We start from the raw sequence: 23,555 nt of genomic DNA, 5'->3' as shown, positions 1-23,555 counted from the left end.
GCTTCGCTGCGCTCGCAATGACGATGTGGATGCCGCGATATCATCCCCGCAAGATGGGGAGAGGTTGAACAAGGGACAACGACGATGGCCGCAATGCTGGAGATGCGCAACGTCAGCAAGAGCTTTTCCGGCGTGCAGGCGCTGCGCGACGTCAACTTCTCGGTTGATGCCGGGCAGATCCACGCCCTCGTCGGTGAGAATGGTGCCGGCAAGTCGACGTTGATGAAGGTGCTCAGCGGCGTGTATCCGGCTGGCAGTTACGAGGGCACCATCGTCTTCGACGGCGAAGAGCGGCGCTTTCGCGACATCAACGATTCCGAAGCGCTCGGCATCATCATCATCCATCAGGAGCTGGCGCTGATCCCGCTGATGTCGATTGCCGAAAACATCTTCCTGTCGCATCCGCCTTCAAGACTCGGCGTCGTCGATCGCGACGAGGTGTATCGGCGCACGCGGGAACTCCTCGCGCAGGTTGGCCTCAAGGAATCGCCGGATACGCTGATCACCGATCTCGGCGTCGGCAAGCAGCAGCTCGTCGAAATCGCGAAGGCCCTGTCCAAGCGGGTGCGGATGCTGATCCTGGACGAGCCCACCGCCAGCCTCAACGAGGCTGACAGTGCCGCGCTGCTCGAACGTCTCGTGGCCTTCCGCGAGCAGGGCATCGGCTCGATCCTGATCTCGCACAAGCTGAACGAGGTCGCCCGCGTCGCCGACCACATCACCGTGCTGCGCGACGGCCGCACCGTCGACGGCATCGACTGCCGCGCCGAGCCGATCCAGGAAGACCGCATCATCCGCAGCATGGTCAACCGCGATCTCGCCCACCGTTTCCCGGAGCGTAGCGCAGAGATCGGCGAGCCCGTCCTCACCGTCGAGAACTGGTCGGTCTATCACCCCATCCATCCCGAGCGGCAGGTGATCAAGAACATCGATTTCGGCGTGAAGCGCGGCGAGGTCGTCGGCATTGCCGGATTGATGGGCGCCGGCCGCACTGAATTCGCCATGAGTCTGTTCGGTCGGTCCTGGGGCACCGCCATCAGCGGTCGCATCCGGCTCGAGGGCCATGAGATCGTGCTGCCGAACGTCGCGGCCGCGATCGACGCGGGTCTTGCGTATGTCACCGAGGACCGCAAGCAGCTCGGGCTGATCCTCGCCGACGACGTTCGCAAGAACATCACGCTCGCAAGCCTCGACCAGGTCGCGCCTCGCCGGGTGATCGACGACATCGCCGAGCTGAAGGTCGCCAGCGACTATCGCAACCGGATGCGCATCCGCTGCTCGGACGTCTACCAGGAGACCGGCCAGCTCTCCGGCGGCAACCAGCAGAAGGTCGTGCTGTCGAAATGGCTGATGACGGACCCCAAGGTCTTGATCCTGGACGAGCCGACGCGGGGCATCGACGTCGGTGCCAAATACGAGATCTACTGTATCATCAACGAGCTTGCGGAAGCCGGCCGCGGCGTGGTGGTGATCTCCTCGGAGATGCCCGAGCTCCTCGGCATCTGCGACCGCATCTGTGTCATGAACGACGGCGCCTTCGTCGGCGAGTTCCCGGGCACTGAAGCGACGCAGGAAAAGATCATGCGCGCCATCATGCGCAACGATAGAAACTATGGAAGCAGCGTCCTTGCGGGCGCGGAGATGGGAGGATCGCAGCCATGACCGACAAGACGGTATCGCTGCCCGAGGAGCGCCGGCACGGCAGCTTCATCAAGAACAATTTGCGCAATTACGGCATGCTGATGTCGCTGATCGCGATCATGCTGTTCTTCCAGGTCATGACCGGCGGCACGCTGCTGCAGCCGCTCAACCTGACCAATCTGGTGCTCCAGAACAGCTACATCGTCATCATGGCGCTGGGCATGCTGCTGGTGATCGTCACCGGCCATATCGACCTCTCGGTCGGCTCGGTCGCGGGCTTCGTCGGCGCGGTGGCCGCCGTGCTGATGGTGACGTACAAGATCGACTACACGCTCGCCTTCATCGCCTGCCTGCTGTTGGGCGCGGCGATCGGCGCCGCGCAGGGCTATTGGGTGGCCTATTTCAAGATCCCGTCCTTCATCGTGACGCTGGCCGGCATGTTGGTGTTCAAGGGACTTGCGCTCGCGGTGTTGCAGGGCCAGTCGCTCGGACCGTTTCCGGCGACCTTCCAGAAATTGTCGTCGGGCTTCATTCCGGAGATGCTGCCCGAGGCGGGCACGCTGCATCCGACGTCCATGCTGATCGGTGCCGTGCTCGCGCTCGGCCTCGTCTATGCCGGCGCCAAGGGTCGCTCGCGCGAGCAGTTGCACGGCATCGAGGTCGAGCCTTACGCGTTCTTCCTCGGCAAGAGCATTCTCCTGGCCTGCGCCGTGCTCTACTTCACCTATCTGATCGCCTCGCATCGCGGCATGCCGAACGTGCTGGTCATCATGACCGCGCTGATCGCGCTCTACGGCTTCGTCACCCGCCGCACCGTGATCGGTCGGCAGGTCTACGCGGTCGGCGGCAATGCGAAAGCCGCAAAGCTGTCGGGCATCAAGACGGAGCGGCTGACCTTCCTCACCTTCGTCAACATGGGCGTGCTTGCCGCGCTTGCCGGCCTCGTCTTCGCCGCGCGCCTCAACACCGCAACGCCCAAGGCCGGTCTCGGCTTCGAGCTCGACGTCATCGCCGCCTGCTTCATCGGCGGCGCGTCGGCCTATGGCGGTGTCGGCCGCGTCGGCGGCGCCGTGGTCGGCGCCATGATCATGGGCGTGATGAACAACGGCATGTCCATCCTCGGCATTGGCATCGACTACCAGCAGGTCATCAAGGGCCTGGTGCTGCTCGGGGCGGTGTGCATCGACGTGTATAATCAGCGCAGGTGACGCCGCGCAGCCGGGATGGAGCCCGGGCTACGGTTTCCTGCCGCGGCATTGCCTGCGGAGGGTTGCCCGTTGCTGAGCTATTGCCCAAGAGTTGGGTATATGATCGAATGGCCAGATGGACCAGGGCCGGCCAAAACCCGATCTGATCATCTTCGACTGCGACGGCGTACTGGTCGATAGTGAGCTGTTGAGCTGTCGCTGCTTGTCCGACGTGCTGGCCGAATGCGGCATCACGCTCAGCGTAGAGCAGGCGCTCGAACTCTTCCTCGGGCGCAGCACCAAGGCGGTCGAGCAGCATTATCGGGATCTCGGACAGGCCGTGTCGGAGGGCTTTCTGCCGCGCTTGAAGTCGCACGTACTGACGACGTTCGCGGGTGCGCTTCAACCAATTCCCGGCGTCGCCGATGTGATCTTCGATTTGCGCGCGCCGTTTTGCGTGGCGTCGTCCAGCGACATCGACCGCGTCTCGTTGTCTCTTGACGTCACCGGCCTGCGGGCGCATTTCGGCGATCGGGTCTACACCGCGCAGATGGTCAGGCACGGCAAGCCAGCGCCCGATCTGTTTCTCCACGCGGCGGCGAAGATGGGTGCGGAGCCCGCGCGCACGCTGGTGATCGAGGACAGCGCCAGCGGCGTGCAGGCGGGAAAGGCGGCCGGCATGACCGTCTGGGGATTTGTCGGCGGCAGCCATTATCGCGGCCGCGACGGGCAGGCTATATTGTCGGGTGCGGGGGCCGACCGGGTGTTCGCGCGCATGATCGATCTCTGGAAGGACGCCTGACGCCCGCCATGGCCGCTGAGAACGAAAAGTCCAGGCTCGATGACGCCGCACGTGCCGGTTGGCTCTATTTCATTGCCGGTCACACCCAGGACGAAATCGCAAAAATGCTCCAGGTCTCGCGCGCGTCGGCGCAGCGGCTGGTCTCGCTGTGTCTCGCCGAGCGGCTCATTACCTTCCGGCTCGAACATCCCATCGCAGCCTGCATGGAACTTGCGGCGCGGCTGAAGGAACGGTTTGATCTCGTCCATTGCGAGGTGGTGCCGGCCGATCCGGCGGCGCCGCAGGCCACAGCGGGCATTGCCGAACGCTGCGCCAATCTGCTCGATGCCACGCTGCGTTCGGAGACGCCCGTCATCGTCGCGCTCGGCACGGGCCGGGCAGTGCGCGCCGCGGTCGAGCGCGTCACGCCGATCGACCGGCCCAACCACCAGATCGTCTCGCTGGTCGGCAACATCTCCGCCGACGGTTCTGCGAGCTTCTACGATACTGTCGGCCGGCTCGCCGATCGCACCGGCGCGCGGCACTATCCGATGCCGCTGCCGTTCCTGATGTCGTCCGAGGACGAGCGCAACAAGATGGTGCGGATCGAGCCGATCGCCAAGGTAAAGGCGGTCGCGAGCAAGGCGGATTTGCGCCTCGTCGGCATCGGCCAGATGGACCAGAAGGCGCAGGTCCACGTCGACGGCTTCGTCACCCGCGATGAATTGTTCGAGATGATGCGGCAAGGAGCGATCGGCGAAATCACCGGCTGGGCCTATGATTCCAAGGGCCGCCTGCTCAAAGCCGGCACCAACAAACGCTTGACCAGCATTCCGCCGGAAGTGCCGGCGAAGACCACGACGATCGGCGCCGCGGTCGGTGCGGCCAAGGTGGCGGCGATCGCGGCGGCGCTGAACGGGCGGTTGATCAACGGGCTCATTACCGACGAGACGACCGCAAGGGCGATTCTGGAACGCTGAGGCAGAGCTAGCGACAGCGCCGCTGCTCTCCCTCTCCCGCTTGGGGGAGAGGGTCTCTCCGCTGGCAAGACTGCCCAAGAGGAGAAAGCCTTCACCCGTATCGCATCTTCGATGCGATACGACTTCTCCCGGAAGCGGGGAACGTGGAGCAAGTTGCGTGCGCTCGGCTCGAGCAACGGCCACCCCACTCGCGGCAAACGACACCATCTCCCGCACCGCAGCACTCATAAGTTGCGCGAACGCCCTCGCGCCTGCTTGACAACGGTCCGCCCTCAGTTGAACATACGCCCAACGCGTGGGCATATGCTCAAAAGCGCGATCCTAGGGAGGTCACCCGTGAAACACGTCCTCGGCGCCGTCTGCGGCGCGTCTTGCCTGTTGCTGGCCGTCCCCGCGATGGCCGAAACGACCCTGACGATCGCCACCGTGAACAACGGCGACATGATCCGCATGCAGGGTTTGACGGCTGAATTCACCAAGAAGAACCCCGACATCACCGTGAAATGGGTGACGCTTGAGGAGAACGTGCTGCGCCAGCGCGTCACCACCGACATCGCCACCAAGGGCGGCCAGTTCGACGTGCTCACCATCGGCACTTATGAGGTGCCGATCTGGGCCAAGAAGGGGTGGCTGGTGCCGCTCGCCAATCTCGGCGCCGATTACGACGTCGCCGACCTCCTGCCCAAGATCAAGGATGCCGTCTCCGTCGATGGCAAGCTCTATGCCGCACCGTTCTACGGCGAGAGCTCGATGGTGATGTACCGCACCGACCTGTTCGACAAGGCCGGCCTGAAGATGCCGGAAAAGCCGACCTGGGATTTCGTCATCGACGCTGCCAAGAAGCTCACTGACAAGAGCGCCGGCGTCTATGGCATCTGCCTGCGCGGCAAGGCCGGCTGGGGCGAGAACATGGCGTTCCTCTCCGCCATGGCCAATTCCTACGGCGCGCGCTGGTTCGACGAGAAGTGGCAGCCGCAGTTCAACACCCCGGAATGGAAGGCGACGCTGTCGACCTATGTCGACCTGATGAAGCAGGCCGGCCCTCCCGGTGCGAGCTCGAACGGCTTCAACGAGAACCTCGCGCTGTTCAATGCCGGCAAGTGCGCGATGTGGATCGACGCCACGGTCGCGGCGTCCTTCGTCACCAACCCGAAGGACTCCAAGGTCGCGGACAAGGTCGGCTTCGCGCTGGCGCCCAACACCGGGCTCGGCAAGAACGCCAACTGGCTGTGGGCCTGGAGTCTCGCAATCCCCGCCGGCTCGAAGAAGGCAGAAGCCGCCGAGAAGTTCATCGCCTGGGCCACCAGCAAGGACTACACCAAGACCGTCGCCGCGAAGGAAGGCTGGGCCAACGTGCCGCCGGGCACGCGAACCTCGCTCTACCAGAACCCGGATTATCTGAAGGTCGCCCCATTCGCCAAGCTGACGCTGGCCTCGATCGATGCGGCCGATCCGAACAAGCCGACCGTGAAGCCGGTGCCTTACGTCGGCGTGCAATATGCGGCGATCCCCGAATTCCAGGGCATCGGCACGCAGGTCGGCCAGCAGTTCTCGGCCGCGCTTGCGGGCTCGATGACGGTCGATGCCGCGCTCGCCGCCGCGCAGTCCGCAACCGAGCGCGAGATGAAGCGGGCCGGTTACATCAAGTGAACCCGAGCTCTCCCTCCTGAGCTCAGACTTGCGGCCATCCACCCGCTCGGGATGGATGGCCGCCTTCTTCCCGCAAGCGGAGAAGCCAAGAATGGCAACCCGGCAGACGCAGCTTCTCGCACGGACGCTCCTGACGCCTGCGGTCGGGCTGCTCTTCATCTGGATGATCGTCCCGCTCGCGTTGACGCTCTATTTCTCGACGCTGCACTACAGTCTGCTCGATCCCGGCTCGGAATCATTCGTCGGGCTGGAAAATTTCCGCTACTTCCTCACCGATCCCGCGTTCCTCGCTTCGCTCCAGAACACGCTGGTGCTGGTCGGCTCGGTGCTGGCGCTGACCGTCCTGCTCGGAATTCCGCTGGCGCTGCTGCTCGACCAGCCCGTGATCGGCCTCAACATCGTGCGGTTGATGGTGATCGCGCCGTTCTTCGTGATGCCGACGGTGAGCGCGCTGGTCTGGAAGAACCTGCTGATGCATCCGGTATCCGGGCTGTTTGCCTGGATCGCCTCGGTGTTCGGGCTGACGCCGATCGACTGGTTCAACGACATGCCGCTGCTTGCGGTGATCCTGATCGTGTCCTGGCAATGGCTGCCGTTCGCGACGCTGATTTTGCTCACTGCGATGCAGTCGCTCGACGAGGAGCAGAAGGAAGCCGCCGAAATGGACGGCGCCAGCGCGGTCTCGACCTTCATCTACATTACGTTGCCGCACCTCGCGCGTCCCATCACGGTGGTGATCCTGATCGAGACGATCTTCCTGCTCACCGTCTTTGCTGAAATTTACGTCACCACGGGAGGCGGCCCGGGACTGTCGACCACCAACATCGCCTTCCTGATCTATTCGCAGGCACTGATCCAGTACGATGTCGGCACCGCCTCGGCGGGCGGCCTCGTCGCTGTGGTGATCGCGAACGTCGTTGCCTTCTTCCTGGTCCGCATCGTCGGCCGCAATCTGGAGGCATGAGACATGGCGCGTATGGCGACGAGGCGGCGGGTGGCGGTCTCGACAATCGGGGCGTGGTTCTTCGGGTTCCTGATCTTCTTCCCGATCCTCTGGATGGTGCTGGCGAGCTTCAAGACCGAACTTGAGGCCTTCGCGATTCCACCATCCTTCCTGTTCTTCCACTGGACCACCGAGAACTACGCGACCGTGCAGGAGCGCAGCGACTATTTTCACCACGCGCTGAACTCGATCATCATCGCCGGCGGCTCGACCCTCATTGCGCTTTTGATAGCGATCCCCGCGGCCTGGTCGATGGCGTTCTCGCCGACCAAGCGCACCAAGGACATCCTGCTCTGGATGCTCTCGACCAAGATGATGCCACCGGTCGGCGTGCTGGTTCCGATCTACCTGATCTACAAGACCTTCGGCTTGCTCGATTCCCGCATCGGCCTCGTCTTCATCCTGTGCCTCGGCAATCTGCCGATCGTGATCTGGATGCTGTTCACCTATTTCAAGGAGATCCCGCGCGACATCCTCGAAGCCGCGCGCATGGACGGCGCAACAATAGGCCGCGAGCTTATCTATGTCCTGACGCCGATGGCGATCCCAGGGCTCGCATCGACCATGCTGCTGAACCTGATCCTGGCCTGGAACGAGGCGTTCTGGACGCTCAATCTGTCGACCTCGAACGCCGCGCCGCTCACCACGTTCATCGCGTCTTATTCGAGCCCGGAAGGGCTGTTCTGGGCAAAGCTGTCGGCGGCCTCGACGCTGGCGATTGCGCCCATTCTCGTCCTCGGTTGGTTCAGCCAGAAGCAGCTCGTACGCGGGCTCACCTTTGGCGCGGTAAAGTAAGAAGGGCTGCCGGATCATGGGTCAGATCACACTTCAGGACGTGCAAAAATCCTTCGGTCCCGTGCACATCATCAAGGGTGCGGACCTTGAAATCGCCGACGGGTCGTTCGTGGTGTTCGTAGGTCCCTCGGGCTGCGGCAAGACCACGCTGCTGCGGTTGATCGCCGGGCTTGAAGATGTCAGCGGCGGCAAGATTCTGATCGACGGCAAGAACGTCGTCGACACGCCGCCCGCCAAGCGTGGGCTTTCCATGGTGTTCCAATCCTATGCGCTCTATCCGCATATGAGCGTGCGCGGCAATATCGGCTTCGGCCTGAAGATGGCGGGCCTTTCCAAGGACGAGACCAACCGCAAGGTCGAGGCTGCCGCCGCGACGCTGAACCTCACGCCCTATCTCGACCGCAAGCCGCGCGAGCTCTCCGGTGGCCAGCGCCAGCGCGTCGCGATTGGGCGCGCCATCGTCCGCGAACCCAAGGCGTTTCTGTTCGACGAGCCACTCTCCAACCTCGACGCGGCTCTGCGCGTGCAAATGCGCATCGAGGTGACGCGGCTCCAGAAGCAGCTCGGCACTACCGCGATCTATGTCACCCACGACCAAGTCGAAGCCATGACCATGGCCGACAAGATCGTGGTGCTCAACGGCGGCAAGATCGAGCAATATGGCTCGCCGCTGGATCTCTACGAGAAGCCGGCCAACCTCTTCGTCGCCGGCTTCATCGGCTCGCCCAAGATGAACTTCGTCACCGGCGGGCACGCCTTGCAGAAGGGCGCAGCAACGATCGGCGTACGGCCTGAGCATCTCAAGATCGAACGCGACGGCACTGGCGGCTGGCAGGGCACGATCGCGGTCGCCGAGCATCTCGGCAGCGACACCTTCCTCTATGTCGATGCCGGTGAGCTCGGGATGCTGACGGCGCGCTACATCGGTGAATTGAGCCTGCACGCCGGCGACCACGTGTCGCTGGTGCCGGACCCCGCACGCATCCATCGCTTCGACGCGAGCGGCAACGCCATTCGAGGCTGACAAGAGACCGCAAGAAACGGCAAAGAAACGGAAATACCACCATGTACCTGGAAAAATTCAAGCTGACTGGCAAGACCGCGTTCATCACGGGTGGCGGGCAGGGCATCGGGTTCGCCTGCGCCGAGGCGCTGGCTGAAGCCGGCGCCAGGGTCGTCATCGGCGATCGCGACAGCAAGGTCGCCGACAGCGCGAAAGAGAGCCTGAAGGCGAAGGGCTACGACGCCGAGACGGCGATCATGGACGTGACCGACACCAGGCGCATCGCGGAGGTCGCGAGCGACCTCGTTGCCCGCTATGGCAACGTCGACATCCTCGTCAACAATGCCGGCATTGCCCGCAGCGAGACGCCGGCGGAGACCGTGACCGACGAGCATTGGCTCAATGTGATCGACGTCAATCTCAACGGCACCTTCTGGTGCTGCCGAGAGTTCGGCAAGCACATGCTCAACGCCAAGCGCGGCGCCATCGTCAATGTCGGCTCGATGTCGGGTTTCATCGTCAACAAGCCGCAGGAGCAGTGCTTCTACAATGCCTCCAAGGCAGGGGTGCACCATCTCACCAAATCGCTGGCCGCCGAGTGGGGCGCGCGCGGCGTCCGCGTCAACGCGGTGGCGCCGACCTATATCGAGACGCCCCTCAACGCCTTCGTGAAGAGCAATCCGAGAATGTACGATGCCTGGATTGGTGGAACCCCGATGGCGCGGATGGGGCAGGTCGATGAGATCGCCGCCGTCGTACTGTTCCTTGCCTCAGAGGCGGCGAGCCTGATGACCGGCAGTATTGTGCTGGTGGATGGCGGCTACACTTGCTGGTAGGCTTGCGTCAAAATTGACGAAGCGACCGGGAGCGACAATGCCGCGAGCGTATATCGGCGTCGACGTAGGGACCACGAGCACGCGGGCAGGGGTATTTGACGAGGCCGGCACCTTGCTGGCGATCGCACGGCATCCGATCAGGACCTGGCACGAGGCCGGCGACATCGTCGAACAGTCGTCCCAGGATATCTGGGACGCCTGCGTGAGATCAGTGCGAGCCGCGATGGCGGAGGCTGGCATCGCGCCCGACAGCGTCGGCGGCATTGGCTTCGACGCGACCTGTTCCCTCGTGGTGCTCGACCGGCAAGGCGAGCCGGTCACGGTCAGTGCCTCCGGCGACAAGCAACGCAACGTCATCGTCTGGATGGACCATCGCGCCACGGCTGAGGCGCGGCTGATCAACGAAACCGGTGACGCCGTGCTGCGCTACGTCGGCGGCTCGATCTCGCCCGAGATGGAGATGCCGAAACTGCTGTGGTTGAAGCGGCACATGCGCGCGAGCTTCGACGCTGCAGGGCACTTCTTCGATCTGGCGGATTACCTGACCTGGCGCGCGACCGGCTCGCTGCAGCGCTCGACCTGCACCGTCACCTGCAAATGGAACTACCTCGCGCATGATGGCGGCGGCTGGAGCGCGCCGTTCTTTCAGCGCATCGGCCTCTCGGATTTCGTGGCCGAGAAATATGCCCGGATTGGCACCGAGATCGTCGCCCCCGGTACGGGCCTGGGTGCAGGTCTCACCCGCACTGCCGCGGCTGACCTCGGCCTGTCTGTGGGCACACCGGTCGGTGCGTCCCTGATCGATGCGCATGCCGGCGGCATCGGCGCGATCGGCGGTCGCGATGACTCGGACGTCGCGACCGATGTCAGCGACCGCCTCGCCTACATCATGGGCACGTCGGCCTGCATCATGGCGACGACCAAGGAGCCGTGCTTCGTGCCTGGCGTCTGGGGTCCTTACTATTCCGGCATGGTGCCGAACTTCTGGCTCAACGAAGGCGGTCAGTCGGCTGCGGGCGCGGCGATCGATCATCTCCTCAAATCGCATCCCGGCTTTGCCGAAGCGAGCGCGGCGGCGCGCAGCGAGGGCGTCGACCTCATCGAGTTCCTCGAGCGCCGCATCATCGCGCGCACAGGCGGCGCAAGCCGCGCTGCGCTGCTGGCCCGCGACGTCCATGTCCTTCCCGAGTTCATCGGTAACCGCTCGCCCTACGCCGATCCTGACACGCGCGCGGTGATCGCAGGCCTCGATCTCGATACCGATATCGCCTCGATGGAACGGCTGTTCGTCGCCGGCCTGTGCGGGCTCGCCTATGGGCTTGCCGAGGTGATCGAGGCCTTTGCCGCGCATGGCGTTCGCTCCAGCATCATGATCATGGGCGGAGGAGCGAGCCGTAGCCCGCTGGTGCGGCAGATCATGGCGGACACCACCGGCCTCACGGTCGCGCTGCCGCAGACCAAAGAACCGGTGCTGCTCGGCGCCGCGATGCTCGGCGCGGTGGCCGGCGGCGCCTATGCCTCGATCGGCGAGACCATGGCCAAAATGTCGGCTCTGGGACGGAAGAGCGAGCCGACCGCGCGCGACATCGCGGCCTTTCACGCCCGCAAGCGCGAGGTCTACAAGCTGCTGCGCGAGGTCGATTGCGGCAGCCGTGCCGCGATGGCCAGAGCTCGAAGCGAATGCTGATTACCTGCGGCGATGCGCTGATCGATTTCGTCCCGACGCGAAACACCGACGGGCGCGAAGCGGTAATGCCGGCCGTCGGCGGCTCCTGCCTCAACGTCGCGATCGGCATAGCGCGGCTGGGCGCGCCGACAGGCTTCGTCGGCGGCATCTCGACCGACCTGTTCGGGCAGATGATCGCCGATCACGCGACAGTGTCGAATGTCGAACTCGCTCTCGCTACAAGCAGCGATCACCAGACCACGCTCGCCTTCGTTCGCATCGTCGCGGGCGAGTCGCACTACGCGTTCTACGATGCCGAGACTGCGACGCGGAACTGGACCTATCGGCGCGGCACCATTCCATTCGCGACCGTCGAAGCCGTCCATGTCGGCTCGACCACGCTTGTCAATGACCAGGGTGCCGCCGAGACCAAGGCCCTGATCGCGGACGCACGGGCGTTGTCGACAATCTCCTTCGATCCGAACTCCCGGCCCAACCTCGTCAAGGACAAGCCCGCCTATCTCGCGCGCATGGCGGAGTTCGCCGACAGCGCAGATCTCATCAAGATGTCCGACGTCGACTTCGCCTATCTGTTCGGCGACGAGCCGATTCACCAGCGCGCCGGCACGCTGCTCGCACGGGGCGCGAGCCTTGTCGTCATCACCCGCGGCAACAGCGGCGCCATCGCGTGGCATGCGGGGGCAGGGCAGATCGAGGTCGCCGCGCCCAAGGTCGAGGTGGCCGACACCATCGGCGCGGGCGACAGTTTTCAGGCGGCGCTGTTGTTCGCCCTGCACAAGCAGGGGCGTCTCGCCCGACAAGAGTTGAAGGACATCGGCGCGGACGAGCTTCGCCGTGCGCTGTCCTTTGCCGCCAATTGCGCCGGCCTGACCTGCACCCGTCCCGGTGCCGATCCGCCGTGGAGCCACGAGATCAATTGGAGCTGGTAGCTAGCGCGTCAGGCGTTGCCCCATTTCCGAGTTGTCTCGGTGGACTGCGGCCATGCGCAAGCCGAAATGGACAGGATCGGTGCACGCTGGCAAGGTCCGCGCATCCTGACGCGAGGCGGTCCTTCTATGAACGATGATCTCAGTTTCCTGTCCGCCACCGAAATACGCGCGCGCATCGACCGCAAGGAAGTCTCCCCCGTCGAACTTGTCAGCGCCGTGCTCGCGCGCGCCGAGGCGCTCCAGCCCCAGTTGAACTGCTTCATCACGCTCTGTGGCGGCGAGGCGATGGCAGAGGCGCGCGCGGCCGAGCGCAAAATGATGGCCGGCGAACCACTCGGCCTGCTGCACGGCATCCCCGTCACCGTCAAGGACATCGTCAACACCAGAGGCGTGAAGACCACTTTCGGCGCCGTTCCCTACAAGGACAATGTGCCGAATGAGGATGCCGTGGCGGTCGCGCGGCTGCGTGCGCAAGGCGCGATCCTGATCGGCAAGACCACCACGCCGGAATTCGGGAGCAAGTGCCTGACTGACTCGCCGCTGTTCGGTCGCACCCGCAACGCCTGGAGCGCGGAGCGGTCGTCGGGCGGCTCCAGCGGCGGCGCGGCGGTCGCCGTTGCCAGCGGCATCGCGCCGCTTGCGATCGCGACCGATGGCGGCGGCTCGACACGGATTCCCGCCGCCTGCAACGGCGTGGTCGGGCTGAAGCAGAGCAACGGCGTCATCCCGCACAGCCAGGCGCTCGATGCCTTCGGCAACCAGACCTATGTCACGCCGATGACGCGAACCGTTGCCGACACCGCGCTGATGATGCAGGCGATGGCCGGCGAGGATTCTTGCGATCCCTGGTCGATCGGCGTTCCCGTGCCTGACTTCATCGGCACCGCTCTGCCGCGCGGCGATCTGCGTGGGCAGAAAATCCTGTACTGCCTGTCGCCGCCCGGACGCCCTGTCGCTGCAGATGTCGACACCGGCTTTAAGGCGAGTCTCGACCGGCTCGCCGGGCTTGGTGCCGAGCTCGAGGAATTTTCCGGCGAGGGGTTCGACATCGAACCGATCTGGCGCGCCATCAACCACACGGTCTGGCGCACGCGTTTTTCAAAGCTCGTGGCCGAGCACGGCGACGACCTCAGCGAAGCCTTCGTCAAGCAGGTCGCGCTTGCGACCAACGTCAGCGGCGTCGCCTATCAGGAAGCGATGTTCGCGCGCACGGCGTTGTTCCGCCGGGTGCAATCCCTGCTTGCGCGCGGGCACCTGCTGGCGATGCCGACCCTCACGCGCATCGCGCTGCCGATCGATCAAGACTTGTTCGGCACCATCGAGATCGACGGCAAGCACTTTGACAGCGTCCGGCCGCACTGGTTCCCCTGGACCATGCCGTTCAACATGACCGGACATCCCGCCATCAGTCTGCCGAGCGGCTTCGGCCGCGACGGCCTGCCGATCGGCCTTCAGCTCGTCGGCCGCTTCCGCAGCGATGCGGACTTGCTGCGCGTGAGCGCGCTGTTCGAGGCTTCGCACGACCTTCTGTCCCGCTGGCCGGATTGAGCAGATGGGCATGCAGCAAAGGACTTGTTTGCAAAGGACTTGCCTCCGACGCCCGGACGTGTTGATCGTGCCGCGGATGAGCCCTGAATCCGAGCGCGCATGAGCGTATTTGTCCTCCGCCGTCTGCTGACTTTGCTGGCGACGCTGGTTGGCGCATCCGTGATCATTTTTTTGGTGCTGGATGCTCTTCCGGGCAATGCCGCGCAGATGCTGATGGGCGCCGACGCCTCGGCCGACGCGGTGCGCGCGCTCACCGTCAAGCTCGGGCTCGACCAGCCGCTGGCGGTTCGCTATTTGCAGTGGATCAAGGGCCTTCTCGTCGGCGATCTCGGCAACTCCTATGTCTATGGCACGCCGGTCGCGAGCTTGATCGCGGAGCGGCTGGTGCTGACCATTCCGCTTGCGATCATGGCGATGCTGATCACGGTGACGCTGGCGCTCTCGGCCGGCATCTACACCGCCGCCAACCACAACAAGCTCGGCGATGTCGGCGTGATGTCGCTAACGCAGGTAGGCGTCGCGCTGCCGAATTTCTGGTTCGCGATCCTGCTGGTGCTGTTGTTCTCGGTGCGGCTGCAATGGCTGTCCGCGGGCGGCTTTCCCGGCTGGGAGGACGGCATCTGGCTCGGTATCAAGTCGCTGCTGCTGCCGGCGGTCTCGCTCGCGGTGGTGCAGGCCGCGATCCTCGCGCGTGTCACGCGCTCGGCGGTGCTGGAAGTGCTGCGTGAAGACTTCGTCCGCACGGCGCGCGCGAAGGGGCTCGGCAAGCGCGAGGTGCTGTGGCGCCACGTGCTGCGCAACGCCATGATCCCTGTGATGACGGTGATGGGGCTGCAATTCGCCAATCTGCTGGCCGGCACCATCGTGATCGAGAACGTGTTCTATCTACCCGGCCTCGGCCGCCTGATCTTCCAGTCGATTGCCAATCGCGATCTGATCGTGGTGCGCAACTGCGTGATGCTGCTCGCGACCATGGTCGTCATCGTCAATTTCGTGGTCGACGTGCTCTATGCTTTCGTCGATCCCCGCATCAAAGTCCACGACCTGTGAGCGCGCCGCTGACCACCCTCGTCGACGCGCCGGCCGCAACGCGTGCTCTGCCGGCCCGGACCTTCTGGCGCCGCGCGCTGCGCCATCGCAGTTTTGTGCTGGGCGGTGCGCTGAGCCTGCTGGTGCTCGCCTCCGCACTGTTGTCGCTGGTGTGGACGCCGTGGTCACCCTACGAGATCGACATCGCCTCGAAGCTCCGGCCGCCCTCGGCCGCGCACTGGCTCGGCACCGACGTCTTCGGCCGCGACATCGTCTCGCTGCTGCTCGCGGGCGCCCGCTCCACCATCATGGTCGGCATCATTGCGGTGAGCTTCGGTCTCACCTTCGGCGTCTGCCTCGGCCTGGTGGCGTCGGCCCGGCGCGGCTGGACCGAAGAGATCATCATGCGCTTCTCCGATTTCACCTTCGCCTTTCCGGCCGTGCTGTCCGCGATCATGCTCTCTGCGGTCGTCGGGCCCGGCATGGTGACCTCGATCGTCGCCATCGGCATCTTTCAGATTCCGACGCTGATCCGGCTGACGCGCGGCTCGGCCAACGCGATCTGGGCGCGCGAATTCGTGCTGGCCGCGCGCGCGGCGGGGAAGGGATCTTTCCGCATCACCATCGAGCACGTCCTGCCCAACATCCTGTCGATCCTGATCGTGCAGGCAACCATCCAGTTCGCGCTCGCGATCCTCGCGGAGGCCGCGCTGTCCTATCTCGGGCTCGGTACGCAGCCGCCGCAGCCGTCCTGGGGCCGCATGCTGAACGACGCACAGACATTGTTGTTCCAGTCCCCGATGCTCGCGGTCTATCCGGGCGCTGCGATCGCGGTCGCCGTTCTCGGCCTCAATCTCCTCGGCGACGGATTGCGCGATCTGCTCGATCCACGACTGGCGCGGGAGCGATGACGATGAGCGAGCGCTCGACCATGCCGCTCATCGAGGTCGAAAATCTCGGCGTGCACCTCAACACGAGCCGCGGGCCGGCACAGGCGGTGCGCGGCGTCAGCTTCGCCCTGAAACGCGGCGAGACGCTCGGGCTCGTCGGCGAGTCCGGCTGCGGCAAGTCGGTGACGGCGCTGTCGCTGATGGGACTGCTGCCCGACAGCGCGGTCGTCACCGGCAGCATCAAGCTGGATGGAGGCGAGCTCGTCGGGCTTTCGGATGCGGATTATTGCAGCCTGCGCGGCAACCGCATCAGCATGATCTTCCAGGAGCCGATGACCGCGCTCAACCCAATGCACACGATCGGCCATCAAGTCGCCGAGCCGCTGCGCCGTCACAAGAAATACTCGGCGGCGCAGGCGCGTAAAGAGACGATCGCCTTGCTCGACCGCGTCGGGCTACCCGATCCGGCCAGGCGCATCGATGCCTATCCGCACCAATTCTCCGGCGGCCAGCGCCAGCGCGTCACCATCGCGATGGCGCTCGCCTGCGAGCCGGACCTTCTGATCGCGGACGAGCCGACCACGGCGCTCGACGTCACCATCCAGGGCCAGATCCTCGACCTCATCGCCGACCTCGTCGATGAACGCGGCATGTCGATGATCCTGATCTCGCACGATCTCGGCGTCATCGCCGAGAACGTGCAGCGGATGATGGTGATGTATGGCGGCACGGTCGTCGAAAGCGGGCCGACCGACGAGGTGTTCCGGCGGATGGGACATCCCTACACGCAGGGCCTGTTCCGCGCCCGGCCGAAGCTCGGCGCACGCAAGGGGACGCGGCTGACGACGATCTCGGGCACGGTGCCGGAGCTCGCGGATCTGCCTTCCGGCTGTACCTTCGCCGATCGGTGTCCGCTCGTGATCGAGCCGTGTCGGACCGCGCTTCCACCGATGGTGGACGTCGGACCTGGCCACTTCGTGCGCTGCATCCGGACGGACGTGTCCATGGCCGCGAATGTCGGAGCGCTGTCCGCATGAGCACGGCGCCTCTTCTCGACGTGATGGATCTCGAGCAGCGCTACACGTTGCCGCGCGAGAGCCTGTTCCGTCCGGCGGGGCAGGTGCGCGCGCTCAATGGTGTCAGTGTGCGGGTCGATGCCGGCAAGAGCCTTGGCATCGTCGGCGAGTCCGGCTCCGGCAAGTCGACCTTCGCGCGGGTGGTGATGGCGCTGGAACGGCCGACCTCGGGCCAGGTCGCGCTGCTTGGCCGCGATCTCAACCGCATCTCCGCCGACGAATTGCGCCGCGCCCGCCGCGATTTCCAGATGGTGTTCCAGGACCCTTACGGATCGCTCGACCCGCGCCAGACCATCGCGCGCATCGTTGCCGAGCCGCTGACCGTGCTGGAAGACGCCGATCGTAGGACTTTTCGCGCGCGCGTCGCTGCGGTGCTGCGGCAGGTGGGTTTGCGCGATGCCGACATGGAGAAATATCCGCACGAGTTCTCCGGCGGCCAGCGCCAGCGCATCGCCATTGCGCGCGCGCTGATCACCCAACCGAAGCTGATCGTCGCCGACGAGCCGGTCTCCGCGCTGGACGTCTCCGTGCAGGCGCAGGTCTTGAACCTGATGCAGGATCTCCAGGAGCAGTTCGGGCTGAGCTATGTCCTGATCAGCCACGACCTCGCCGTCGTCGACTATCTCTGCGACGAGGTCGCGGTGATGTATCTCGGCCGGATCGTCGAGCAGGGCCGTCCCGAGGATTTGTTCGAGCGCTGTGCCCATCCCTATACCCGAGCATTGCTGGATGCCGTGCCTCGGGCGCGCGCCGGCGGCGGCCGGCGCCGGCGCGGAGCCCAGGCGATCGCCTCGCAATCGGCGGCCGCGAGCGGATGTCCCTATGTCACCCGTTGCGCGCTCGCCCACCAGCATTGCCGCGAGGTTCTGCCTGAGCTACGCAAGGTGGGCGAGACGCATCTCGCCGCCTGCCACAAGTCGGAGGCCGTGATGGCGTTGCCGCCATTGCCCGTGGAAGGTTAGCGTCCGCGGCGGGATTAGCGTAGGCTGGGAATAGAGAAGGCCGGGAGTTACGCATGTTGAGGAAATTATCGATCGTCGCATTCGCCGTCGCGCTTGCCGTGGCCCCTTTGCCGGTGCTGGCGCAGAGCAAGAAGGACAGCGTCGTCATGGCGATGGCGCTGGAGCCACCCGGCCTCGATCCCACCAACGCCGCCGCTGCCGCGATCGCCGAAGTCACGCTCTACAACATCTACGAGACGCTGACCAAGATCAACGAGGACGGCACCGTCGCGCCGTTGCTGGCGGAGAGCTGGACCGCCTCGCCCGACCTGAAGACCTATACGTTCAAGCTGCGCAAGGGCGTCAAATTCCACAACGGCGAGGCGTTCGATTCCGCGGCGGTCAAGTTCTCGTTCGAGCGCAACGCTGTCGCCACCAGCACCAACAAGGACAAGAGCCTGTTCCAGGCCTTCGAGAAGGTCGATGCGCCCGACGCCGATACGGTCGTGATCTCGGTGAAATATTCCGAGCCGAACTTGCCGTTCCTGCTGGGGCAGGCGAGCGGCTCGATCGTCGAGCCGAAGAGCGCACCCACCAACGGTACGCAGCCGGTCGGCACCGGGCCTTATCAGCTCGGGGCCTGGGCCAAGGGCTCTTCGATCACACTGAACAAATGGGCCGATTATCGCAACGCCGCCGCGATCAAGCTGTCGAAGGTGACGATCCGCTTCATTTCCGATCCGGCGGCGCAGACCGCGGCGCTGCTCTCCGGCGACGTCGATGCGTTCCCGCGCGTGTCGGCCCAGCGCACCATCGCCCAGTTCAAGGCCGATCCGCGCTTCAACGTCATGGTCGGCGGCTCCCGCGCCAAGACCATCGTCGGCATCAACGAGCGCAAGAAGCCGCTCGACGACGTCCGCGTGCGCCGTGCCATCCTCGCCGCGATCGACCGCAAGGCGATGATCGACGGCGCGGTTGACGGTTTCGGCACGCCGATCGGCAGCTTCTACGTGCCGGGCGCGCTCGGCTTCGTCGACACCACCGGCATCAACCCCTACGACCCCGAGAAGGCGAAGAAGCTGCTGGCGGAAGCCGGCATCACCACGCCGCTCGAGCTGTCGCTGAAACTTCCGCCGCCGTCCTATGCGCGGCAGGGCGGCGAGATCCTGGCGGCTCAGCTCGCCAAGGTCGGTATCATCGCCAAGATCGAGAACGTTGAATGGGCGCAATGGCTGTCGCAGGTGTTCGCCGGCAACGGTCCGCACAATTTCGACCTCACCATCGTCAGCCATGTCGAGCCGATCGACCTCGTCAAGATCACCGAGCCGGACTACTACCTCGGCTACAACAACGAGGCGTTCAACGCGCTTTACAAGCAGATCGTGTCGACGCCGGATGAAGCCGCCCGCGCAAAGCTTCTCGGCGATGCGCAACGCATGCTGGCGACCGACGCAGTCTCCGGCTACCTGTACCAGCCGCAGCTGATCACCATCACCAACAAGAAGCTGAAGGGCGTCTGGAAGGACGTGCCGCAGTACGAGAGCGATTTCTCGACGTGGGCGTGGGAGTAGGTCGCGCAGGTCGATTGCGTGATTTCGGTGACGATCTCTCCCAACGGAAGAGATCGTCACGACCCGGTCCAAACGAAAACCTGAAAAACAACCCCATGCACAGTAGCCGGGGATAATCATTTCAATGGTTTGCGCGTAGCGTGATTCACCGGTTTGCGCGCTGCGCGTTCCGCGATGCCATTGACCCGTCGGGCAAAACACCGGCATGATGGCATCGTCGGAGGAGGCCGCGCCCTCTTGGTTGGCTTACGCCGCCTCTGATGCTCCCCCCGGCTTTGAACGATCGGAACCCTCATGCGTTAGTTCAGCGCAGGATGGCCGCATGCCGTGCAATCCGGCGCTAGGGTATGCGGAGTTCGTTCTTGCTCAAACTGTACAGGTGGCCATCCGACGATTGGCAGAACATCGGCGCGGAAATGCCGTCCGAGATCATCTGGGCTGATCTTTTGGACGCGACTGCGGAGGAAAAGCAGTTCGTCGAACGATCGCTGGGGATACGTATTCCGTCCGAGGATTCGCTCAGCGAGATCGAAGCATCGAGCCGCCTGATCTTCGACAACGGGACGCTCTATCTCAGCGCACCGGCGATCCGGCTCAGCGAGGACAACGAGGCCGAGATCACGCCGGTGGGCTTCGTCATTGGTCCGCACGTACTGGTGACGGTGCGCTTTGCGCCGCTGTCGATCTTCGACGACATCGGCAAGCGTATCGGTTCCGATGACAGCCTGGAGAACGGCATGTGCGTGTTCACCAGCCTGATCGAGGCCATGGTCGATCGCGGGGCCGATATCCTGGAGCATCTCGGCGCGAAGGTCGACAGGCTTTCGCGGGGCGTCTTCACAGGCGGGCTGGTTCGTAGCAAGCGGCCTGTGCGCACCAGCCGCAGGATGCGCGAGGCGCTGGAGAGCATCGGCGAGCTGGCCGATCGGCTCGCAAAGGCACGTGATGTCCTGCTGGGCGTGGGCCGCATCGCCTCGTTTGCCGGCGATGTCGGGAGTGAATGGATCACCGCCGCGTCGAAGAAGCGCCTCGAGGCCGTATCCAAGGACGTCGTTTCGCTCGGCGACTACGAGACGCGATTGTCGGACAAAATCCAGCTTCTGCTCGATGCCGTGCTCGGCTTCATCAACATCCAGCAGAACGAGCTGTTCAAGATCCTGACGATCGTCTCGGTCGTCGGTGTGCCGCCCACGATCCTGGTCGGCATCTGGGGCATGAACTTCAAGCACATGCCGGAGCTGGACTGGACGTTCGGCTATCCGTTGGCGTGGCTCGCCATCATTGCAAGCGGCGTGCTGCCGCTGATCTGGTTCAAGCGGCGCGGCTGGTTCGAGTAGAGCGGCGGCGCGGCGTCCGAAAACGATGCGCCGCTTTTCGGGATCAGGCGACTTCGGCAGCGATTTTGCCGATCCAGTCGTGGGCGAGCGTCACGTCGGCTTGCGACAATTGATGGCCCGCCGGCAGGATCTTGTGTGTCACGCCCGCGCCAGCTTGCAACAGCAACTCGGCGAGCCGTGCCGAATTGCTCGCCGGCACGATCGGGTCGCCTTGCCCGGACAACAGCAGGACCGGCTTGCCCGCAAGCTCGGCCTTCGGCGGCGCGGACAGCGGCACCATCGCGCGCAGCAGGATCGCTCCTGCCAGCACATCCGGCTCCAGCAGCAACAGCGCGGCGGCGATGTTGGCACCGTTGGAGAAGCCGACCGCGACAGGCGCGGCGAGGCCGTAGCGCTGCCGTGCATCCGCGACGAAGTCGCTGAGTTCGAGGGCGCGGCGGCGGACGTCCTCCTCGTCGAATACACCTTCGCCGAGGCGGCGGAAGAAGCGCGGCATGCCGTGCTCCAGCACGCGTCCGCGCGGCGAGAGCAGGGCGGAGCCGGGCGAGATCATTTTGCCAAGCCCGAGCAGATCGTTCTCGTCGCCGCCGGTGCCGTGCAGCAGCAGGAGAGGAGGCGAGCCCGCGCTGGTCGCGGGCTCGAAGCGATGGATGAATGAATTCTCGGTCACGACACCCTCTCTTCCAAATTCGGCAGGACACCCTCGATCTGCTCGCGCTGCGCTTCGAGGAAGTTCGGCAGCTTCAGGTCATGTCCGAGCGTCGCGACGGGCTCGTCGACGGCGAAACCGGGGATATCGGTCGCGATCTCGAACAGCACGCCGCCGGGTTCGCGGAAGTAGATCGAGCGGAAGTAGTTGCGGTCCCTCTGCTCGGTCGGATGCAGGCCGTGATTGCTCACGAGCTTTTGCGCCATCTTGCCCTGCTCGGCGTCGTCGACAGCGCGGAAGGCGATGTGGTGCACGGAGCCGCCACCCTGATGCCCACGCAAAAATCCCTTGGCCTCGTAGATGTCGACGACGCTGCCTTCGACAGCACCTGGCGCCTTGAAGCGGATCACGGAGCCTTCGCGGCCGGTCTCCTTGAAGTCGAACACGTCGGTGAGGACGGCGGCCGTCTTCGCCGTGCTGTCGAGCAGCAACGTCACGCCGTGGAAGCCGCGGATCGCGTGCTCGGCCGGCACGTCGCCGTTGCTCCAGCCGGGCTCGTTCTCGGCACCGGGAACGCCGACAAGCGCGAGTGCCATGCCGTCAGGGTCGGTGAACGGCAGCACGGACTCGCCAAAGCGCTTCTCCAGCGCCTCGTAAGCAACGCCCTTCTCGGTGAAGCGCTGCGTCCAATAGCCGAGCGAGCGTTGCGGCACCCGGAAGGCGGTCTGGTGCGTTTCGCCGACGCCGCGGCGCCCGGCCGGCACGCCGGCCCACGGGAAGAAGGTCAGGATGGTGCCGGGGCGGCCGGTCTCGTCACCATAATAGAAGTGGTAGGTGCCGGGATCGTCGAAATTGACCGTCTTCTTGACGAAGCGCAGGCCCAGATCCCTGGTGTAAAACCCGAAATTCCTGATGGGATCGCCGGCAATCGCGGTGACGTGGTGCAGTCCAGACATTGTCGTCCTCCAAAACTCGGGGAGCGGTCTTGCTCTGGCCGTCAATATTGTGCCGCTTTGGATTGGCGACAATCCATGTAAATATGACGTCTATGTCTACAATTTGGAAACAATCCCGGGGGCCTGCCCTTGGATAAGGTGGTCAGCCTCCGGGCCTTCGTGAAAGTTGTCGAAAGCGGCAGCTTTGCCGAGGCCGGCCGCCAGTTGCGGCTGTCGCGCTCGGCGATCAGCAAATACATCGCCGACCTCGAGGAGAGCCTCGGCGTCCAGCTCCTGAATCGGACCACGCGGCATGCGAGCCCGACCGAGAACGGCCAGCGCTATTTCGAGCGCGCGGTCGTCATCCTCTCGGAAATCGAGGCCGCCGATCAGGCGGTGACGCAAGCCCAGTCGGCGCCCCGCGGCTTGTTGCGCGTCAACGCGCCGATGTCGTTCGGCACGATGCGGCTCGGGCCGGTGCTCGCCGATTTCATGGCGCGGTATCCGGAGCTGCAGCTCCAACTGGTCCTCAGCGACGACCTGCTCGATCCCGTCCAGGACGGCTTTGACGTGACGTTACGGATCGCGGAATTGGAGTCCTCGAGCCTGATCGCGCGAAAAATCATGCCGGTGGCGCGCATGATCTGCGCTTCGCCCGATTATCTCGCACGTCACGGCACGCCAAAACATCCGCAGGATCTGCGCGAGCATGCGTCGCTGACCTACGGCTTCCTGCTCACCGGCAATCAGTGGAAGCTGACAGGCGCCGATGGCGATCACTGGATCCAGCCGGCCTGGTCGCTCTGCGTCAATAATGCGGAAGTGCTGCGCGATGTCGCGATCAAGGGCAGGGGGCTCGCACTGCTTCCCGAGTTCATCGCCGCCGATGCGTTGCGAAAAGGCCAGCTGCGGACGGTGCTGGACGACTATTCAGCGCCGCCGCTCGCGCTCTATGCGGTGTATCCGCCGACCCGGCACCTGTCGGTGAAGGTGCGGTTGTTCATCGACTTTCTGGTCGAACGTTTTGGGCGAGAGGACGACGAAGCAGGCGAGCGCAAACCCGCCGCGGCCAGTTGACCGGACGCTG

21 protein-coding genes are annotated in these 23,555 nt (G+C 64.6%); 19 read left to right on the top strand and 2 right to left on the bottom strand.

All coding sequences use genetic code 11. From position 1 onward, the window contains the following. Positions 1-84: 84 nt before the first annotated feature. The 18 genes from mmsA (at position 85) to IVB27_RS19400 (ending at position 20,884) form a co-directional block, all read left to right on the top strand. Positions 85-1,662: a multiple monosaccharide ABC transporter ATP-binding protein gene (gene mmsA / locus IVB27_RS19485; protein ID WP_247444944.1), complete on the top strand. Its 1,578-nt coding sequence runs from the start codon at positions 85-87 to the stop codon at positions 1,660-1,662. After that, positions 1,659-2,849, top strand: a complete 1,191-nt coding sequence (gene mmsB, locus IVB27_RS19480; protein WP_247350099.1) for a multiple monosaccharide ABC transporter permease — start codon at positions 1,659-1,661, stop codon at positions 2,847-2,849. The genes mmsA and mmsB overlap by 4 nt, the downstream gene beginning before the upstream one ends. 115 nt (positions 2,850-2,964) lie before the next feature. Then, positions 2,965-3,630, top strand: a complete 666-nt coding sequence (locus tag IVB27_RS19475) for an HAD family hydrolase (protein ID WP_247444943.1) — start codon at positions 2,965-2,967, stop codon at positions 3,628-3,630. 8 nt (positions 3,631-3,638) lie between these two features. Continuing rightward, a complete protein-coding gene (locus IVB27_RS19470; protein WP_247444942.1) occupies positions 3,639-4,589 on the top strand; it encodes a sugar-binding transcriptional regulator in 951 nt (316 codons plus the stop codon). Positions 4,590-4,985: 396 nt separating this feature from the next. Continuing rightward, positions 4,986-6,239 (top strand): ABC transporter substrate-binding protein, encoded by a 1,254-nt coding sequence (locus IVB27_RS19465; RefSeq protein WP_249811648.1) that lies wholly within the window; start codon positions 4,986-4,988, stop codon positions 6,237-6,239. Between the two features lie 91 nt (positions 6,240-6,330). Beyond that, the gene (locus IVB27_RS19460) at positions 6,331-7,203 is read left to right on the top strand and encodes a carbohydrate ABC transporter permease (RefSeq protein WP_247350107.1); all 873 of its coding nucleotides are present in this window, start codon (positions 6,331-6,333) and stop codon (positions 7,201-7,203) included. Between the two features lie 3 nt (positions 7,204-7,206). Beyond that, positions 7,207-8,037 carry a carbohydrate ABC transporter permease gene (locus IVB27_RS19455; RefSeq protein ID WP_247444940.1) on the top strand — a complete coding sequence of 277 codons (831 nt, stop codon included), beginning with the start codon at positions 7,207-7,209 and terminating at the stop codon, positions 8,035-8,037. A 16-nt stretch (positions 8,038-8,053) separates the two neighbouring features. Next, on the top strand, positions 8,054-9,061 hold the full coding sequence (locus IVB27_RS19450) for an ABC transporter ATP-binding protein (RefSeq protein ID WP_247350112.1): 1,008 nt from the start codon (positions 8,054-8,056) through the stop codon (positions 9,059-9,061). Between the two features lie 41 nt (positions 9,062-9,102). After that, positions 9,103-9,876, top strand: coding sequence for an SDR family NAD(P)-dependent oxidoreductase (locus IVB27_RS19445; RefSeq protein ID WP_247444939.1), 774 nt, complete (start codon positions 9,103-9,105; stop codon positions 9,874-9,876). A gap of 37 nt (positions 9,877-9,913) precedes the next feature. Continuing rightward, positions 9,914-11,563, top strand: a complete 1,650-nt coding sequence (locus tag IVB27_RS19440; RefSeq protein WP_247444938.1) for an FGGY-family carbohydrate kinase — start codon at positions 9,914-9,916, stop codon at positions 11,561-11,563. Continuing rightward, positions 11,557-12,492, top strand: a complete 936-nt coding sequence (locus IVB27_RS19435) for a carbohydrate kinase family protein (protein ID WP_247444937.1) — start codon at positions 11,557-11,559, stop codon at positions 12,490-12,492. The genes IVB27_RS19440 and IVB27_RS19435 overlap by 7 nt, the downstream gene beginning before the upstream one ends. Before the next feature lie 126 nt (positions 12,493-12,618). Further along, positions 12,619-14,040, top strand: a complete 1,422-nt coding sequence (locus IVB27_RS19430; protein WP_247444936.1) for an amidase — start codon at positions 12,619-12,621, stop codon at positions 14,038-14,040. 99 nt (positions 14,041-14,139) lie between these two features. Then, the gene (locus IVB27_RS19425) at positions 14,140-15,090 is read left to right on the top strand and encodes an ABC transporter permease (protein WP_247444934.1); all 951 of its coding nucleotides are present in this window, start codon (positions 14,140-14,142) and stop codon (positions 15,088-15,090) included. Continuing rightward, entirely contained in the window at positions 15,087-15,980 is an 894-nt protein-coding gene (locus IVB27_RS19420) for an ABC transporter permease (protein WP_247444932.1), read from the top strand. Before IVB27_RS19425 ends, IVB27_RS19420 begins: the two co-directional genes overlap by 4 nt. A gap of 2 nt (positions 15,981-15,982) precedes the next feature. Further along, a complete protein-coding gene (locus tag IVB27_RS19415; protein WP_247444930.1) occupies positions 15,983-16,996 on the top strand; it encodes an ABC transporter ATP-binding protein in 1,014 nt (337 codons plus the stop codon). Next, positions 16,993-17,997, top strand: coding sequence for an ABC transporter ATP-binding protein (locus tag IVB27_RS19410; RefSeq protein ID WP_247444929.1), 1,005 nt, complete (start codon positions 16,993-16,995; stop codon positions 17,995-17,997). Before IVB27_RS19415 ends, IVB27_RS19410 begins: the two co-directional genes overlap by 4 nt. Positions 17,998-18,050: 53 nt before the next feature. After that, positions 18,051-19,547 (top strand): ABC transporter substrate-binding protein, encoded by a 1,497-nt coding sequence (locus tag IVB27_RS19405; protein ID WP_247444928.1) that lies wholly within the window; start codon positions 18,051-18,053, stop codon positions 19,545-19,547. Positions 19,548-19,909: 362 nt separating this feature from the next. Continuing rightward, the gene (locus tag IVB27_RS19400; protein WP_247444926.1) at positions 19,910-20,884 is read left to right on the top strand and encodes a magnesium transporter CorA family protein; all 975 of its coding nucleotides are present in this window, start codon (positions 19,910-19,912) and stop codon (positions 20,882-20,884) included. A 43-nt stretch (positions 20,885-20,927) separates the two neighbouring features. On the opposite strand, the gene IVB27_RS19395 is transcribed toward IVB27_RS19400, so the two are convergent. Then, complete coding sequence (locus IVB27_RS19395; protein ID WP_247444925.1) at positions 20,928-21,554, bottom strand: alpha/beta hydrolase; 627 nt, start codon at positions 21,552-21,554, stop codon at positions 20,928-20,930. Then, positions 21,551-22,489 (bottom strand): ring-cleaving dioxygenase, encoded by a 939-nt coding sequence (locus IVB27_RS19390; protein ID WP_247444924.1) that lies wholly within the window; start codon positions 22,487-22,489, stop codon positions 21,551-21,553. Before IVB27_RS19390 ends, IVB27_RS19395 begins: the two co-directional genes overlap by 4 nt. A 129-nt stretch (positions 22,490-22,618) precedes the next feature. On the opposite strand from IVB27_RS19390, the gene IVB27_RS19385 reads away from it, so the two are divergent. Further along, positions 22,619-23,545 (top strand): LysR family transcriptional regulator, encoded by a 927-nt coding sequence (locus IVB27_RS19385; RefSeq protein ID WP_247444923.1) that lies wholly within the window; start codon positions 22,619-22,621, stop codon positions 23,543-23,545. The last annotated feature ends 10 nt before the right edge of the window (positions 23,546-23,555 follow it).

It is taken from the genome of Bradyrhizobium sp. 197 (assembly GCF_023073375.1).
Lineage (GTDB): Bacteria > Pseudomonadota > Alphaproteobacteria > Rhizobiales > Xanthobacteraceae > Bradyrhizobium.
This window is presented reverse-complemented; position numbering and strand designations above follow the sequence as displayed.

What these genes read in the sequence shown, in the direction of transcription:
- IVB27_RS19470 (WP_247444942.1), top strand. Translation starts at nt 3,639, where the DNA reads ATGGCCGCTGAGAACGAAAAGTCCAGGCTCGATGACGCCGCACGTGCC.
- IVB27_RS19405 (WP_247444928.1), top strand. Translation starts at nt 18,051, where the DNA reads ATGTTGAGGAAATTATCGATCGTCGCATTCGCCGTCGCGCTTGCCGTG.
- IVB27_RS19460 (WP_247350107.1), top strand. Translation starts at nt 6,331, where the DNA reads ATGGCAACCCGGCAGACGCAGCTTCTCGCACGGACGCTCCTGACGCCT.
- IVB27_RS19455 (WP_247444940.1), top strand. Translation starts at nt 7,207, where the DNA reads ATGGCGCGTATGGCGACGAGGCGGCGGGTGGCGGTCTCGACAATCGGG.
- IVB27_RS19415 (WP_247444930.1), top strand. Translation starts at nt 15,983, where the DNA reads ATGAGCGAGCGCTCGACCATGCCGCTCATCGAGGTCGAAAATCTCGGC.
- IVB27_RS19450 (WP_247350112.1), top strand. Translation starts at nt 8,054, where the DNA reads ATGGGTCAGATCACACTTCAGGACGTGCAAAAATCCTTCGGTCCCGTG.
- IVB27_RS19465 (WP_249811648.1), top strand. Translation starts at nt 4,986, where the DNA reads ATGGCCGAAACGACCCTGACGATCGCCACCGTGAACAACGGCGACATG.
- mmsB (WP_247350099.1), top strand. Translation starts at nt 1,659, where the DNA reads ATGACCGACAAGACGGTATCGCTGCCCGAGGAGCGCCGGCACGGCAGC.
- IVB27_RS19410 (WP_247444929.1), top strand. Translation starts at nt 16,993, where the DNA reads ATGAGCACGGCGCCTCTTCTCGACGTGATGGATCTCGAGCAGCGCTAC.
- IVB27_RS19475 (WP_247444943.1), top strand. Translation starts at nt 2,965, where the DNA reads ATGGACCAGGGCCGGCCAAAACCCGATCTGATCATCTTCGACTGCGAC.
- IVB27_RS19430 (WP_247444936.1), top strand. Translation starts at nt 12,619, where the DNA reads ATGAACGATGATCTCAGTTTCCTGTCCGCCACCGAAATACGCGCGCGC.
- IVB27_RS19435 (WP_247444937.1), top strand. Translation starts at nt 11,557, where the DNA reads ATGCTGATTACCTGCGGCGATGCGCTGATCGATTTCGTCCCGACGCGA.
- mmsA (WP_247444944.1), top strand. Translation starts at nt 85, where the DNA reads ATGGCCGCAATGCTGGAGATGCGCAACGTCAGCAAGAGCTTTTCCGGC.
- IVB27_RS19445 (WP_247444939.1), top strand. Translation starts at nt 9,103, where the DNA reads ATGTACCTGGAAAAATTCAAGCTGACTGGCAAGACCGCGTTCATCACG.
- IVB27_RS19425 (WP_247444934.1), top strand. Translation starts at nt 14,140, where the DNA reads ATGAGCGTATTTGTCCTCCGCCGTCTGCTGACTTTGCTGGCGACGCTG.
- IVB27_RS19390 (WP_247444924.1), bottom strand. Translation starts at nt 22,489, where the DNA reads ATGTCTGGACTGCACCACGTCACCGCGATTGCCGGCGATCCCATCAGG.
- IVB27_RS19440 (WP_247444938.1), top strand. Translation starts at nt 9,914, where the DNA reads ATGCCGCGAGCGTATATCGGCGTCGACGTAGGGACCACGAGCACGCGG.